The sequence below is a fragment of the Burkholderia sp. AU45251 genome (assembly GCF_030482905.1).
Taxonomy (GTDB): Bacteria; Pseudomonadota; Gammaproteobacteria; order Burkholderiales; family Burkholderiaceae; genus Burkholderia; species Burkholderia aenigmatica.
The window spans coordinates 435,838-451,368 of the sequence record NZ_JAUJQH010000001.1 but is presented as its reverse complement, the minus strand read 5'-3'; the positions used below and the strand labels follow the sequence as shown (position 1 = coordinate 451,368).

General features: G+C 68.3%; 15 protein-coding genes. 8 read left to right on the top strand and 7 right to left on the bottom strand.

What is annotated here, in order from left to right; all coding sequences use genetic code 11:
• Positions 1-197 precede the first annotated feature (197 nt).
• Positions 198-818, bottom strand: coding sequence for a TetR/AcrR family transcriptional regulator (locus QZM67_RS02010; RefSeq protein ID WP_301800442.1), 621 nt, complete (start codon positions 816-818; stop codon positions 198-200).
• A gap of 307 nt (positions 819-1,125) precedes the next feature.
• Between QZM67_RS02010 and QZM67_RS02005 the strand changes: the two genes are divergently transcribed.
• The gene (locus QZM67_RS02005; protein ID WP_301800440.1) at positions 1,126-2,697 is read left to right on the top strand and encodes a hypothetical protein; all 1,572 of its coding nucleotides are present in this window, start codon (positions 1,126-1,128) and stop codon (positions 2,695-2,697) included.
• 120 nt (positions 2,698-2,817) lie between these two features.
• Here the strand turns inward: QZM67_RS02005 and QZM67_RS02000 are convergent, their stop codons facing one another.
• Positions 2,818-3,837 carry a DNA-binding protein gene (locus QZM67_RS02000; RefSeq protein WP_301800439.1) on the bottom strand — a complete coding sequence of 340 codons (1,020 nt, stop codon included), beginning with the start codon at positions 3,835-3,837 and terminating at the stop codon, positions 2,818-2,820.
• A 187-nt stretch (positions 3,838-4,024) separates the two neighbouring features.
• On the opposite strand from QZM67_RS02000, the gene QZM67_RS01995 reads away from it, so the two are divergent.
• From QZM67_RS01995 to QZM67_RS01975, 5 genes are all read left to right on the top strand, one after another.
• Entirely contained in the window at positions 4,025-4,516 is a 492-nt protein-coding gene (locus tag QZM67_RS01995) for a papain-like cysteine protease family protein (protein ID WP_301800438.1), read from the top strand.
• Between the two features lie 163 nt (positions 4,517-4,679).
• On the top strand, positions 4,680-6,137 hold the full coding sequence (locus QZM67_RS01990; protein WP_301800436.1) for a HAMP domain-containing protein: 1,458 nt from the start codon (positions 4,680-4,682) through the stop codon (positions 6,135-6,137).
• Positions 6,134-6,781, top strand: coding sequence for a response regulator transcription factor (locus QZM67_RS01985; protein WP_301800435.1), 648 nt, complete (start codon positions 6,134-6,136; stop codon positions 6,779-6,781). Before QZM67_RS01990 ends, QZM67_RS01985 begins: the two co-directional genes overlap by 4 nt.
• A 201-nt stretch (positions 6,782-6,982) precedes the next feature.
• Entirely contained in the window at positions 6,983-7,354 is a 372-nt protein-coding gene (locus QZM67_RS01980) for a DUF4156 domain-containing protein (RefSeq protein ID WP_301800434.1), read from the top strand.
• A gap of 2 nt (positions 7,355-7,356) precedes the next feature.
• Entirely contained in the window at positions 7,357-7,572 is a 216-nt protein-coding gene (locus tag QZM67_RS01975; RefSeq protein WP_043183727.1) for a hypothetical protein, read from the top strand.
• Between the two features lie 15 nt (positions 7,573-7,587).
• Here the strand turns inward: QZM67_RS01975 and QZM67_RS01970 are convergent, their stop codons facing one another.
• The 4 genes from QZM67_RS01970 to QZM67_RS01955 form a co-directional block, all read right to left on the bottom strand.
• Positions 7,588-8,916 (bottom strand): MFS transporter, encoded by a 1,329-nt coding sequence (locus QZM67_RS01970; protein ID WP_301800433.1) that lies wholly within the window; start codon positions 8,914-8,916, stop codon positions 7,588-7,590.
• A 76-nt stretch (positions 8,917-8,992) separates the two neighbouring features.
• The gene (locus QZM67_RS01965; RefSeq protein ID WP_011355217.1) at positions 8,993-9,880 is read right to left on the bottom strand and encodes an oxaloacetate decarboxylase; all 888 of its coding nucleotides are present in this window, start codon (positions 9,878-9,880) and stop codon (positions 8,993-8,995) included.
• Positions 9,881-9,888: 8 nt separating this feature from the next.
• Positions 9,889-10,779 carry an amidohydrolase gene (locus tag QZM67_RS01960; protein ID WP_301800432.1) on the bottom strand — a complete coding sequence of 297 codons (891 nt, stop codon included), beginning with the start codon at positions 10,777-10,779 and terminating at the stop codon, positions 9,889-9,891.
• Positions 10,780-10,843: 64 nt separating this feature from the next.
• The gene (locus tag QZM67_RS01955) at positions 10,844-12,139 is read right to left on the bottom strand and encodes an MFS transporter (RefSeq protein ID WP_301800431.1); all 1,296 of its coding nucleotides are present in this window, start codon (positions 12,137-12,139) and stop codon (positions 10,844-10,846) included.
• Between the two features lie 123 nt (positions 12,140-12,262).
• On the opposite strand from QZM67_RS01955, the gene QZM67_RS01950 reads away from it, so the two are divergent.
• Both QZM67_RS01950 and QZM67_RS01945 read left to right on the top strand, forming a co-directional pair.
• A complete protein-coding gene (locus QZM67_RS01950) occupies positions 12,263-13,159 on the top strand; it encodes a LysR family transcriptional regulator (RefSeq protein ID WP_301800430.1) in 897 nt (298 codons plus the stop codon).
• Positions 13,160-13,252: 93 nt separating this feature from the next.
• Positions 13,253-13,918 (top strand): cation diffusion facilitator family transporter, encoded by a 666-nt coding sequence (locus QZM67_RS01945; RefSeq protein WP_301800429.1) that lies wholly within the window; start codon positions 13,253-13,255, stop codon positions 13,916-13,918.
• 197 nt (positions 13,919-14,115) lie between these two features.
• Here QZM67_RS01945 and QZM67_RS01940 read toward each other — a convergent pair whose 3' ends face one another.
• Positions 14,116-15,306, bottom strand: a complete 1,191-nt coding sequence (locus QZM67_RS01940; protein WP_043183719.1) for a LuxR family transcriptional regulator — start codon at positions 15,304-15,306, stop codon at positions 14,116-14,118.
• Between the last annotated feature and the right edge of the window lie 225 nt (positions 15,307-15,531).

Below are 15,531 nucleotides of genomic sequence, written 5' to 3'. Positions count from 1 at the left end.
GTGGGCACGATCGGATCAGGGATGGACCAGCAGGAGACGCGCGCATGCGGCGGCGGCGCTCAGGCCGTCGCGACTGCATGCGTGCGGTTGAAACAATCGGGACAGCGTAACGCGGCGTGGCACGTTCGTCATGCGCATTGAGTAGACCAGTCGTCTAGAAAAAGGGTAAAACCAAGGCGCGCCAATGCGCGCCCGGGTTACGCCTGCGCTCCGCTCGGCTCGAGCGGCGGCAGGTTCAGCATGCGCCGCGTTTCGACCATCGCCCGTTCGAGCGGTTTGCGGTTGCGGTGAATCTTTTCCAGCAGCGTCGCGCCCAGCCACAGCTCGTAGAGGATCGCGGCCGTATGCGACGGATCGGCGACCGCGCTCAGCGAGCCGTCGGCCAGCCCGGCCTCGATGCCCCCCGCGAGCCGCTCGATGATCTGGCTCGTGCCGTGCCGCAGCACCGCGCGCATCGCTTCCGACAGATCCGACACTTCCGCGCCGAGCTTCACCGCGAGGCACTTGCCTTCCGGATCGTCCGCGCATTGCGTGTGCAGCCAGTTGCTCCAGTACGTCATCAGGCGCTCGGCGCCCGTGCCGGCCTGGTGCTTGAACAGGTTGTCGAGATGCGCGAGATAGCCGTCGAAATACGATTCGAGCAGGGCTTCGCCGAATGCCTCTTTCGAGCCGAAGTAATGGTAGAACGAGCCCTTCGGGATGCCCGCCGCAGCGAGAATCTCGTTCAGACCGACCGCCGAAAACCCCTTGTGGAGCATGATCGGCTTGGCGATGTTCAGGATGTGCTGGCGGACTTCCGCGCCTGAAGATGCATTCATGATGGCGTATGGTAGCAACGATTAGACCGGTCGTCTAGTAACGTCGATCCGGTATGTTGAGCGGCACTTTACCCGATCCCCGCCGGGCACCCAAACGTTGCGCCGGCATGCCTCGCTCCGCTCCCGCCCTGGCGGGTGCACGACGTCACACGCACGACTCGGTTTCGTCGCGGGCGTTTCATCGATCTCCCGCATAAATACGCGCGGCGCACATGCCGGCAATCGCAGCATTACGGCCGGCATTGCACACGTGTGCAATGCGCCGGATCGTCGTTGCCGCCTCCCGAACCCGTGACCAGGAACGCCCATGACCGCTTCGAAACCCGAACGCCCGTCCGCGCCGAACCGCCGGCGCTTCATCCAGCGCGGCGCCGCGCTGACCCTGTCGCCGCTCGTCGGCACATTGGCCGCCTGTGGCGGCGACGGCAACCCGACGTCCGCGTCGTCATTCGCCGCCGCCGGCGCCGCGGATGCGTCCACGCGCAACTACGGGATCGCCGACCGCTCGATCACGATCAACGTCGTCAATGCGATCCCGTCGACGGCACTCGCGTACGGTAATGCGGCAAGCCAGAGCGGCTCGCTGCCGCAGGCGTCGCAAGCGCAGATTTCGACCGGGCAATCGACCGCCGTCAGCGCGTCGAACAGCTGGGGCGATTGCACCGGATCGTTCAGCCTTGCCGGCGGCGACGCGTCGTTTGCGATCGCGTACACGCATCCGTTCGGGTCGCAACCGACCACCGTGAGCGTCACGCCGTCGGCCGGCTACGTGTCGGGCGCCGACGCCGCCACGTTTCCCGGTCACGATTCGGTCGCGAATCTCACGCTGTATCGCGGTGTCGCGACGGCAAACGGGGCGTGGGTCGTCCCGCTTGCGCAGCTCGCGACGCCGCCGGCCAACAACTGCCAGGATTTCGCGAACAGCATGTTCGGCAGCAACGTGCGTACGGCTGCGGCAATCCAGTCCGCGTACCAAAGCACGGGCCCGCTCGGCTACGTGCCGCCCGCCGACTTCACCGGCGGCCAGCTCGCGGGCTTCGTCGCCCAATGGGTGCAGCGCTGGCAAAACGGCGCCGCGTATGGCGTGCTGCCCGCAGCCGATGCGCAGCTCATCGATGCGCTGAACCAGTACGTGTCCGGTGCATCGAACGCCGGCCCGCTGACGATGTGGGTGCCGCAGATCGCGTGGCAGGCCGGTACCGATCCGGCGGTGTTCGCGCTGACGGGGTATCGCGCGTTTCCGTTCGTCGATGCGCAGGGCAACTGGAACGCGGGCACGCTGTCCGCGTTCCTGACGCTGCTGGCGGCCGGTTCGCATATCGTCGCGATCAGCGCGACGAGCGACCTGCCGGCGGGCATCACGATGCAGGCGTTCGACAGCTTCATGGGCGCGAGCGGGCTGACGACGTCGACCGATATCGGCAACTCGCATTACGCGTCGGTCCTGAACACGACCGGCCGCTATTACCTGAGCGTCGGCAGCGATTTCGCGCCGGCGAACTGCGGGCTGATCCTGTCGTTCCTGTACGGGCGCACGGTGAACAACCTGCTCGCGGGTGCCGGCACGTACAACACGTTTATCCAGCTCGAAGGCTGGCAGGCCGGTGGGTCGCGGCACAACGCCGACTATGCGACGTATCAGCAGACGCTGTGGAACATCTCGACGTATGGTGCGTCCGCGTATAGCGAGAAGCGTGCGACGTCGATCTTCCTTGCGCCCGCGGGGTGGACGCCGCAGGTCTACCAGACGACGCGGATGATGCCGTACGTCGGCGCGTATGCGCAGTCGAATGGCTCGCCGCAGGGTTGGCTGAACACGTCGCTCGTCACGATTCCGGCGGATGCACCGGCGCTGCCGTCGCGGTATGTGTCGAGTTGATTTGGTTGGGTGGGCGAGTGGTTGGGGGTGTAGCGGTATCGCTGCTTGCTTACCCACTTGCTCGCTTACGGGCTTCACGCGTGCGTCACCATCGGCTGACGCGCGCGTGCGGTTTTGCCGTCAGCGTGGCGCTTCGTCGGCGCGCTTGCGCGTGCGCGCGCGCCGCTCATCCCGTTGCGCGGCGGGCGCAGCCTTCGCGCCCCGCAACGGTGCCCGACGCGCGAGCACCGTCATTTCCCGTCGCAGCGCATCGAGTTCCTTGCCGCGCGCCACATCGGTCGCCTGCGCGCCGTCGAGCTGCCCCTGGAGCATGCCGCATCGATGCAGCGCGTCGCCGAGTTGCGCCTGCAGCGCGGCCACGTCCTTGCGCTGCTGCGCATCGCGCTGCTCCGTGCGGGATGCCGACGCATCGAGTTCCTTTTGCAGCCGAGCGGCCGCGAGGCGCTCACGATCGATTTCCTGAAGCGCCCGCTTCTCCGACGCGCGCAGGCGCTCCTCGGCCCGGCCGGCGTCGTCGCGCAGCCGGTCGAGCTGGGTGGTGAAATCCGCGCGTGCCTGCGCGAGTGCGCGATCGCCTTCCGCGTTGTCAGTCGTGAGGCGTTCGATATCGGCTTGCAGCGCCTGCCGCGATGCGTCGTCCGCCGCCCTCGCCTGTTCCAGTTCCTGAATGCGCACCTGCGCGGCCAGCAGCGCGGCCGTGCGTTGCTCCAATGCAGTTTCGGTGCGGGCCAGTTCAGCCTGCAGCGCCGCCACGTCCGCCTGTGCCGCCACCCGCTCGGCTTCGACCTCTGCGCGCAGCGCATCGAGCGCGGCGGCCGCGGCGGCGCTCGACCGATTCCATAGCGCAGCCACCAGTTCCCCAGCGGCCGCCTGCAGATCGGCTGGCAAGTCGGGATGCTCGATGCGGACACGACTCTTCTCCCGCAGCTCTGCCCAGAACTCGCCGAGGACGGCCGTCGGCGTGCTCATGCTGCCCTTGCGGACGAGCTGGTACAGACGGTTCGCGGTGGGCGTGATGCCGAAGCGGAAGAACAGCAGCGCGCAGGCTTCGCGATACAGCTCGCGGGTTTTCGGGAATTCGGCCTTGAGGCGCTCGATTTCGGCGGTCAGGCGGGATTCGTCGGCAGCGAGATCGGACATGGCGAGGTTGGGTTGATGATTTCGTCAATAATATAACGTAAACCGTTAAATATCCAATTCAACAAGCCGTGTGATTTGACATTATTTCTATAATGTCGAGATTGGCGTGTGGATTGCCAGTCACGCTGGTTGTCGTCGTGCCCGATTGTTCATACGCTTATGGATCACTCCTGCCTGGAGACCCGAAATGGTGGACTTCAGATTGAACGTGCCGATGGTCGATCAGAGTGGTGTAAAGAAGACCAAGTCAGGATCCAAAGCACTGAACAACGCATGCTGGTATGCGGCGGCGTGCATGGTGTCGTACTTCCACCGCCCCGGGCCGCGTCTGGGTATTCCGGCGCTCTGGCAGGCAGACCAGGGGCTTCCCCCGTCGAGGATCCCTGACTTGTGCGCGGCCGAAGGACTCGTGGCGCTCAATCAGCCCACGGTCATTACGCCCGAGTGGCTGGCCGCGGTCCTGAAGGACTTCGGTCCGATCTGGGCCGCGGGGCATTTCCTGGACAGGCCTGGCCAGCCTGAAATCGGTCACGTGATCGTCATCACGGGGATCAAGCACCGCACCGTTCATTACAACGACCCGGAGGGGCCGCCCGCGCGCACGATGCTTCTGGCGACACTCGACACCGGACGGTGGAAACCCGACGGACTGCTGGTGAAGGGGCCGCACCGCTATTGAGTCCATTGCGGGCGTCCCTCCACCCTCCCGTCAATAACGCCCCAGCAACCGCCTCCGAAAACCGTCAACATGGCGCAATTGAAAGCCGGTTGCGCTGCCTTGCCGTGTCGTCGGCATTCATCCGGTGCGTCCGTCAAGCAAACAGAACAACAAGGAGCCCGCGTTGCGCACATTCCGGATCGGCTTCCGCGGCTTGTTCGTCAAGCTCGTGCCGACGTTCATCGTCGTGGGGTTCGTGGCGATGGTGCTGTCGTCGCTGCTGACGAGCGTGCTGTGGCGCGCGCATGCCGAAAGCGACATCCGACGGTTTCTCGGCAACCTCGACCGTCCTGCGCTGGCCGCCGCGACCGGCGCCGTCGACTGGCGCGACCCGGTTGCGTGCCGCGCCGCGGCCGACGCACTGTTCTGGCAGATCGCGCGGGTCGGCGCGCGTGACGTGATGGATTTCGCGCCGATGATGGGTTTCTTCGGCACCGGGCGACTGCAGGTGCGCATTGCGCGACCGGATGGCGCCGGATGCGCGACCGCGCCGGCCGCGTCGCCACTGCTGTCCGACGCGTTCGCAACTACCCCGGCCGATCCGGCCGCGCCCGACACGATGCTGCGCCGCGACGGCGACTGGGCCATCGTCACGCCCGTCGCGCTGGCGGGCGGCGCCATCGCGCGGATCGGCGTCCATTACTGGCCAGGCTGGCAACTGCACTACGAGATCGCGGACGATGCGTCGGCGTACGACCTGATACGCACCCTGCTGTATCTCGGCGCGATGGGCGCGAGCTTCGCCGGGCTGCTGGTCTGGTTGCTGGTGCGGCGCGTGCGGCGGATGACGGCCGCCGCCGATCGCTGGGCGGCCGGCGACCTGTCGGCGCGGATCGCCGATGCGTCTCGCGACGAGCTCGGCGAACTGGCCGCGCATTTCAACCGGATGGCCGATGCGCTCGCGCGTGCATTCGGGATGCAGAAGGCGCTCGCGGTGTCGGTCGAGCGCACGCGGATCGCGCGCGACCTGCACGACACCGCGAAGCAGCGCAGCTTCGTGCTCGGCCTCAAGCTGACCGAGCTGGATTACGAGGCGCAGCGCCACCCCGACCTGTTGCCGACGGTCGGCGCGGCGCGGCGTCTGGCCGATCATCTTCAGCAGGATCTCGACAACGTGGTGACCGGCTTCAGCCTGCCCGCGATTGCCGAGGACGGGCTGCGTGCAGCCGTTTCGCAGGCGGTGCACGACCTGCTGGCCGGCTCGGGCATCGATTGGTCGCTCGATCTGCCGGAACGTGCTGCGCACACGCTCGACGCTCACCCGTCGGCCGCGCACGAACTGCTGATGATCACCCACGAGGCCGCCGCGAATGCGTTGCGCCATAGCGGCTGCCGTCGTATCGACATCGCGTGCGAACCGGGCGACGCCGTGCGTGCGCCCTCCGGCGCAGCGTCGTCGCGCTGGCGCTGGGTCGTGCGCGACGACGGCAGCGGCTTCGACCCGGCTGCCGTGCCGACCGGTATGGGGCTCGGCAACCTGCGCTGGCGCGCCGATGCGCTACCCGGCGGCATGCTCGACATCGCGTCGGGCGCGGACGGCACGCGCGTGACCGTTCATTTCCATCCGATGGAGACGGCATGACCACCATCCTGATTGCCGACGACCACGCGGTCGTGCGCGAAGGCATCCGCGGGCTGTTGCGGCTCGATGCGTCGTTCGAGATCGTCGCGGAAACGGACGACGGCGCGTCGACGATCGAGCAGGTACGCACGCATCGTCCCGACGTGCTGCTGCTCGACCTGATGATGCCCGGCATGGGTCACACCGGCGTGCCGGCCGTGATTCTTGCGATCCGCGCGACGAGCGCCGATACGCACATCATGGTGCTGACTTCGTCGGACGACGATGCGCTCGCGCTCGCCGCGATCGACGCCGGCGCCGATTCGTTCCTGCTGAAATCGATGCGCGGCGAGCGTCTGCTGCAGGCGATCCATGCGGCCGTCCACGGCGAACCCACCCTTCACCCCGGCATCGCGCAGCGCATGATCGGCGCGTGGCGCAAGCCGCCGCGCAGCCCGTTCGCCGGGCTGACCGCGCGCGAACTGGAGGTGCTGCGCTGCCTGGCCGAAGGCGGCAGCAATGCGCGCATCGCCGCGACGCTCGGCATTACGGAAAAGACCGTGAAGACGCATCTCGGCAACGTGATGTCGAAGCTGCATCTGTCCGACCGCACGCAGGCCGTCGCGCTCGCGTGGCGGGAAGGACTGATGGCGCCGAAGCCCTGACATCCGCTGCCGGCAGCGCGTCGGCAGTACGCCCCGCCACGCATTCCAGCGTCGCGCACCGGCCCCGGCGATACGCACCGTCTGCGACTTTGGTCGCATCCTTTCCGGCCCGAGCACACGACCTTCGCCCGATGTGCGGACGCGACGGCGTCTCTAAAGTGGCGCTGTCGCGCGATCACGCGCATTCGCTACGGCGGAAACATGAGACCTCTCTGGCTGCTGTTCCTTCCTGCCGCGCTGGCGGCGTGCGTGCCACTCGAGCCTTCCGCCGCCGGCCGCGACGTGCGCATCGTCATGCGCGACCCCGGCGGCAGCTGCCGTCACCTCGGCGACGTGACGGGCAGCCGCGGCAACTTCCTGACCGGCGGCTTCATCCCGGACGCGACGCTCGAGACCGGCGCGCGCAACGACCTGAAGAACCGCGCGGCCGCGCTCGGCGGCAACGTCGTGGTGCTGCTCACGCAGCGCGGCGTGCAGAGCGGGAGTTTCGACGGCAGCGAAGGCGGCTATCTGCGGCAGACGGGTGTTACGCTGACCGGCAGCGTCTATCGCTGTCCGGGCACCGGAGCGTGACGATGCGCCTGTTTGCGACCCTGATCTGGAGCCTCGGCGTGTCCGGCTGGTTGCCCGGCTGCGGCCGCGACGCCAACGAAGCCGTCATGCCGGGCGGCTTGCCGGCGCCGCCGCCCGGGATGCGGTGCGCCGCGTCCTGGCCGGACGACATGCCGGAAGCGATCGCGACCCGCATCGTGACGCCCGCCGCGCCACGCGTGGCGCAACGGGCGCAGTAACGCGCCGGCACCGGTTCAGCGCGAGGCCGGCGCGGCGACTGCCGCCCGTGACGCGCGTCCGCGCTTCGCCGGGTGCGTCTCCGGCATCCGCCAGTACACGAGCAGCGAAATCGCCGCGCACGCGGCGACGTACCAGAAGAACATCGTCTCGTTGCCGCTCGCCTTCAGCCGCAGCGCGACGAATTCGGTCGTGCCGCCGAGGATCGCCGTCGTCAGCGCATAAGGAAGCCCGACCGCCAGCGCGCGGATCTGCGGCGGAAACAGCTCGGCCTTGACCAGCATGTGCACCGACGTGAAGCCGCTCAACACGACGAGCCCGGCGAACACCAGCGCGAACGCGGCGAGCGGCTCGTGCACGTGCCCGAGCGCCGTGAAGATCGGCACGGACAGCAGCGTGCCGCCGATTCCGAACCACAGCAGCACCGGCCGGCGGCCGACGCGATCCGACACGAGGCCGAACAGCGGCTGCAGCGGCATGTACAGCAGCAGCGCGGCGGTGCAGATCCAGGTCGCCGTTTCCTTGTGCAGCCCGACCGAATTGACGAGGTACTTCTGCATGTAGACCGTGTACGTGTAGAACGCGACGGTGCCGCCGACCGTGATGCCGATCGCGAGCAGCAGCTCGCGCCAGTGGGCCGCGAGGTCGGCCGTCATGCGCGTCTTCGCCGCGCGCGCCCGGCTGGCGATGAACGCATCGCTCTCGACGACGTTGCGGCGCATGTAGAGCGCGAACAGCGCGAGCACGCCGCCGACGAAGAACGGAATCCGCCAGCCCCAGCGTTCGAGGTCGTGCGTACCGGCAAAGATCCGCTGCATCGCGAGCATCAGGCCGAGCGCGACAAGCTGGCCGGCGACCACGCTCACCTGCAGGAAGCCGACGTAGAAGCCGCGCCGGTCCGGCGGTGCGATTTCGCTCAGGTAGGTCGCGCTGGTGCCGTATTCACCCCCCATGCTGAGCCCCTGCAGCAGCCGCGCGGCGACGAGCAGCGCCGGTGCGAGCACGCCGATCGTCGCGTAGCCGGGGGTGACGGCGATCAGCATCGATCCCGCGCACATCGCGAGCACCGATTTCGTCAGTGCGGCCTTGCGTCCGCGCCGGTCCGCATAGAGGCCGACGAGCCAGCTCCCCGCCGGCCGCGCGACGTATCCGACCGCCGCGATCGCCGCGGTGTTCATCAACTGCACGGTCGGCCGGTCCGCCGGAAAGAACGCCGGCGCGAAGTAGATCGAGAAGATGCTGTACGCGAGAAAGTCGTACCACTCGATCAGGTTGCCGGCCAGGCCGCCGACGATCGAACCGATGCGCGGCGGCTCGCCGGCCGCTCCGGTAGGGAAAGTTGCCACGGGTTGTCTCCTGTCCTGTCTTGTCCTGGCATGGTCATGCCGGGCGGCCGTCCTCGCCGCCCGTGTGCCGGCGCGCTTATGCGCGATCGGCCCCGTAGCGGGCATCGAGCGCGTCGAAGCGCGCCTTGTCGACGAGCCGCTGCCGTTCGGCGAACGGCGCGACGAGCGCGGGATCCTCGTCGAGCCGGCCCGTATCGCGCAGCACCGTCAGCGCGGCCTGCATCCCGTGCACCGCGCCCTGCAGCGCCGCGTTCGCGTACAGCACCACGCCGTAGCCGAGGCGCGCCAGGTCGTCGCGCGAGCGCGTCGGCGTCTTGCCGCCGATCACGATGTTGATGAGCTGCGGCGTGTCGAACAGCGCCGGCAGCCGCTCGACGTCCTCCGCCGTATCCATTGCCTCGATGAACAGCACGTCGGCCCCCGCTTCCGCGTAACGGTGCGCGCGCTCGATCGCGTCATCGATGCCGTGGACCGCGGCCGCATCGGTGCGCGCGACGATCAGCAGGTTCGGATCCACGCGTGCGTCGACGGCCGCCTTCAGCTTGCCCACCATCTCGCCGGCCGGAATCACTTCCTTGCCCGCGAAATGGCCGCATTTCTTCGGCAGCACCTGATCCTCGAGCTGGATCGCGTCGGCGCCGCTGCGTTCGAGCGTGCGCACCGTGTGCAGCACGTTCAGCGCATTGCCGAAACCCGTATCGGCATCGACCATCAGCGGCAGCTCGACCGCATCGCGCACGCGTGCGGTGTGCTCGGCCAGCTCGCCGAGCCCGACGAAACCGAGATCGGGCAAACCGAGCGACATGTTGGTGACGCCGGCGCCGCTCAGGTACAGCGCGCCGAAGCCGAGATCGGCCGCGACCCTGGCGCTGAGCGCATTGAACGTGCCGGCGACGAGCAGCCCCTGGCGGGCGGCGATGCTGCGCCGGAACCCGGCGCGACGAAGTGCGGTGTGATCGGACATGCGGAGCCTCATTGGTCGAAACGGAACAGGGTTCTCGGCGCATCGCGCAGCACGCGCATGCGCTCGCCGGGGTCAGGCAACCAGCGCGCGAGCGCCGCATACGCGCCATCGAAATCGACGCGCTCGCGATGCTGCGTGTGCGGCCAGTCGCTGCCCCACACCAGCCGCTCGGCCGTGAACGCGGTGCGCAGCGCCCGCGCGGCACCGAACGCGTCGATCGCGCCGTCGCCGGCCACGCTGTTGCGATACGCGGCCGACAGCTTGACCCAGACGCGGCCGGTATCCGCGAGCAACAGCAGGCGGCGGAAGCTGGGCGCGCGCTCGCCGAGTGCAGGCGACGGGCGACCGAAATGGTCGATCACCAGCGTGCACGACTGCGCGAGCAGCGGCGCGGTGATCGCATGCAGATCCTCGATGCCGCGATGGATCTCGACATGCCAGCCGAGCGCGTTGATGCGGGCGAACAGCGCGCGCCAGACGGGCGCGCCGAAGTCCGGGATCGGCAGCCCGACGAGGTTCAGCCGCATCCCGACCACGCCAGCCCGGTCGAGCGCGTCGAGATCGCTGTCGGAAATCGCCGGATCGACCATCGCGACGCCGCGAAAGCGCTGCGGGTAACGGCGCAGCACGTCGACGAAGTACGTGTTGTCGGTGCCGAGGAAGCTCGGCTGCACCAGCACCGCGTGCGTGATGCCATGCGCGGCGAGGTGCGCGACGTACGCGTCGAGCGACGCGTCGTAGTCGGGCGCATGCCGGATCACGGGCGCGAGCGGCAGGCCGCGCGCGAACACGTGCGCATGCGCATCGATGGCGGCCACGGCGGGGTTCCCTGCGTACCACGCGTCCACTGACGGCGCGGCCGGAACCGGTTCGGCGAGGTGATTCACGAGACAATCCATGACGAGTCTGCAAGAGGCGCCCGGCCGCTGCACCGGGCGATTCGATGACGGGAGGCGGCGAGCCCTACAGCGACGCCTCGGCGCGCGGCTGGCTTTCGGCATTCGCCTCGCCGCCCTGCGCCGCACCGGACAGCCGCAGGCTGCGCGTTTCGGGCAGGAACCACACCGCGATCACGACCAGCCCGTATGCGATGCCCGCATCGATGCCGAGTGCCGTGCCGAGCGGCAGCGACTCGCCCATCCGCCCGACCAGCACCGGGAAGCCGGCCGACACGATGCGGCCGAAGTTGTAGCAAAAGCCGACACCGCGGCCGCGCACGTTGCGCGGGTAAAGCTCGTTGAAGAGCGCGCCGAGCGTCGCCGGGATGCCGGCCGAGAACAGGCCGAGCGGAAAACCGAGCAGCAGCATCGCGACATCGTTCAGCGGCAGGAACACGTACAGGTTCACCATCACCGCGCAGCATGCGGCGAACAGCATCACGTTGCGGCGGCGGCCGATCTTGTCCTGCAGGTACGCGCTGAGGAAGCAACCGCAGATGAACGCGACGATCACGACCGCGAGATACGCGCCGGTGCCGAGCACCGACAGGTGCCGCTCGGTCTTCAGGTAGGTCGGCAGCCAGATCGTGATCGCGTGATAGCCGCCGTGCGCGCCGACGCCGATCAGCCCGCCGACCACCGTCGCGCGCACCACGGAGCGGTCGAAGATGCCGATCGTCGGCCCTTCATCGCCGCTCGCCGTTGCCTGCGCCGATGCGTCGACCGGCGTCGCCCGCGGCGGCTCCGGAATCGCGCGGCGGATATACAGCACCAGCAGCGCGGGCAGTGCGCCGATCGCGAACAGCACGCGCCACGCCCATTCGGCCGGCAGCCATGCGAACACCAGCATGTACAGCAGCACGGCGCCGCCCCAGCCGAAGCCCCATGCACTCTGCACGATGCCCATCGCCTTGCCGCGATGGCGCGCGCCGACCGTTTCGGCGAGCAGCACCGCGCCGGCCGTCCACTCGCCGCCGAACCCGAGTCCCTGCAGCGCCTTCAGCACCAGCAACTGTTCGAAGTTCTGCGCGAACGCGCTCAGGAACGTGAACAGCGAGAACCAGCACACGGTGATCTGCAGCGCGCGCACGCGGCCGTAGCGGTCGGCGATCATGCCGGCCAGCAGCCCGCCGAGCGCGCCCGACACGAGCGTCGCGCCGCCGATCAGGCCGGCCTGCCCCTTGCCGATGCCCCAGGTCGTGAGCAACGCGGGGATCACGAGACTGAACATCTGCGTGTCGAGCCCGTCGAGTGCCCAGCCGGCAAAGCAGCCGCGCAACGTGCGCCGTTCGGTCGTCGATAGCTCGCGGGTCCAGTTCAATGCAGGTCTCCTCGTGTCGTCATGCCGTCGCCGGGCGCCGGATGTTGTGGCCCGATGAGCATCCTATGAAGCGTGGAGATAATTCGCTACTATGTTTTGAATAATTATTCATAACGCTAGCTTATGGAAATCAGGCACGTTCGCTACTTCCTCGCGATCGTCGATACGGGCAGCTTCACGCGCGCGGCCAGCGAGCTCGGGATTGCGCAGCCGGCGCTCAGCCAGGCCCTGAACCGGATGGAGAAGGAGTTGGGCGTCCGGCTGTTCGACCGTTCGCGGCGCGGCGCCACGCTGACTGCCGCCGGCCTCGCGATGGTCGACGACCTGCGCCTGAGCCTCGCACGCCTCGACGCGGCCGCGCATCGGGCCGGCGAAATCGGCGCGCAGCGCGCCGGGCGCCTGACGATCGGGTTCGTCAGCGCCGCGCTGTTCGACACGCTGCCGCGCACGATCCGCGCGCTGCGCGCAAGCACGCCCGACGTCGAACTCGTGATGCGCGAGATGAGCAATGCCGAGCAGGCGATTGCACTCGAGCGCGGCGAGATCGATATTGGCCTGCTGCATACGCCGGTCCCCGTCAACGGCCGGATGCGCGAGAAGCTGATCCGGCGCGACCCGCTCGTCGCCGTCCTGCCGAACGATTTCCGGCGCCAGCCCGACGGCACGGTCACGCTGCAGGATCTCGCCGGCACCGGCCTCGTGTGGTTTCCGCACGACCAGTTGCCGCTGATCCGCGCGGGCATCCTGAGTGCATTCCGGCAAGCCGGCCACCCGGTCGACATCGTGCTCGACGTGAACCGCACGCTGACCGTGATCTCGTGCGTCGCCGCCGGATGCGGCGTGTCGCTGCTGCCGCATTCGATCCATACGTTCGCGTTCGAAGGCGTCACCTACAGCACCATCCGCGACGGCAGCGCACTGCCGCTGTTCGAACTCAGCGCGATCTGGCCCGCGCGGTCGCGCCCAACGCTCGCGGATCGCTTCGCCGCGCTGCTGCCGTCGGCAGACGTGCAGCGCTGACCGGCCGGGCGGCGTCCTGCGCCTGTCACCGATCTGCCACCGTCGACCGGTAGCGTTCGGGTCTGACCCACGCTATCGACAGACGAATTCGCCATGCAGCGCACGTCGCGCGCCACGCCCCACGATTATGCGGCTACGTCCCGCGCCCTCGCCGTCAGCCTCGCGATCAACCTGTTGCTGCTCGCCGTCGAGACGGTCGCGGCCGGGTCCGCGCATTCGTCGGGCCTGCTGGCGGACGTCGCGCATGCGGCAATCGATCTCGCGGCCGATGCGCTGATCCTCGTCGCGTGCCGGCTCGACGCGCGCCTGCCGCCGGAACGGCGCCCGACCTACGAACCGCTCGCGCTCGCGGGCCTCGGCGCATTGCTCGTTGCGACCGGCGCGCAAATGATCTGGCACGCGATGAACCGGTTCACGACGCCGCCCGTCGTGCAGCCGGGCGCGACGACGCTCGCGCTCGTCGCCGTCACGCTTGCCGGCAAGGCCGCGCTGTCGCACTGGATGCTGCGCAAGGCTCGCGAGACGGGCTCCGCGCTGCTCGAGGCGAGCGGCTGGCATGTCCGGACCGATGCGCTGTCGTCGCTGCTGGCGGCGCTCGCGATGAGCGCGGCGCTGATCGGCTTCGGTCGGCTCGACGATCTGGCGGCGCTCGCGATCGGCGCGCTCGTGATCCGCACGGGCGTTGGGTTCATCCGGCGCGGCTGTGCGCAGTGGCCGGCGCTGTCGGCATGGGCGGATCGGTCGACGCGCGGCTCGTGAACGCAGGGGGCATCGCCCATGCATCGCGGGCGGCTGAATAGTCGCTACCGTCCCCGCTGAACGAACAAGAGGCTCGCATGTTGCGAGCCTCTTTTGCATGATGTCGCCGCTATCGTCCGGCACGCGACGCGTTGACCGATGTCGATGTATCGCCAGACGAATGCGGCCGGTTCCGATGGATCGGCATCGGCAGTCGCTTACCCGAGCGGCACGACGCTTCCGAGCAGAATCCGCACGAGCGTCGCCTGGCGTGTCACGCCCGTCTTCGAGAAGATCGCGCGCAGGTGCGTGCGCGCCGTGTTCTTGCTGATCCCCGATTCCTCCGCCGCCTCCTCGAGCGTCAGCCCGTTCGTCAGCAACAGCGCGAGCGACGTCTCGGCGGGCGTCAGGTCGAACAGCTTGCGAATGATTTCCTGCGCGCCCTGCGGCTTGCGGTCGGGGTCGCGCAGGAACAGCGTGACGGCCGGCCGCCGCTTGTTGTCCTCCGACCAGTCGGACAGCAGCACCGTGCGCACCAGCAGCCCGAGGCGCGGCTTGTCGAAGCTGCGCGTGATCGGCATCGCTTCGACGGTTGCCGCGGCGGTGCCGTGGTGTCCCATCACCGCGTGGCGGATCAGCCGCTTCAGCGTGCGGTTCTCCTGTGCGTCGGCCGCCTCGATCGTGCCGCGTGCAATCGTCAGGCCGTTGTTCTGCTTGAGGATCTCGTCGGCGACGCTGTTCAGGTCGATGATCGTGCCGTTCTCGTCGAGCGTGATCGTGCCGATCTGCATCCGGTTGATCGCGTTCGCATAGATCGAGCGTTCGACCTCGGCCGTGTCGAGCCGCGAATGCAACTCGACCGCGCGCTTCAGGTGCGGCAGCAGCAGCGCGCAGATCGCCTTGTCGCGCGCGGAAAACGGCTTCGACGCATGGTTGCGGCACACGCGGAAGCGGCACTCGACGCCCGACGACGTGCGCAGGTCGGCACCGAGGATATAGCGCACGTCCTGCGGCTTCAGGAACTGCTTGTACAGTTCGCTCGACAGCCAGCCCGTGTCGCCGAATACCTCGTCGACCGTGACCACGCGATCGGCCGGCAGGCCGACGAACGGGTCGAGCGAATAGTAGTAGTTGTTGTACGACGCCTCGCCGTCGCCCGGGACGACCGGCCCGAATTCCGACGCGTGCACGGACAGCGGCGCGCGGCGGTCGCTCGCGGCCGCACGCAGGATCAGCGTCACGTAGTTCGCCTGCAGCCAGCGACGGACCAGTTCGAGCGCGCCGGCCCACGGCGGTGTCTCCAGTGGCCCCTGGTAGATGCGCGCCATCAGCTCGCTGAAATCCGCGACGCCGATGTCGGCCTCGTCACTGGTTGCCTGGCTCTCTTGCGGAGCCCATCTCGTCTCCATCAGCACGCTCCATCCTCCATACGACATGTTTCCGGCGCGACCCAACCGCGCCGCCATGATTAAGACGCGTCTAAATTCCGGCGTCATCGGGAGATTCACTGAATGGTGAGAATTGGCGATCCGGACGAACCAACCATCGTCCGATCGGATGATGTGGCGCCCTGCCCGCTGCGCTGGAATGCCCGTCAGGCCGTGCCGGCAAGCGTCCGGCGCGGACTCAGGGAA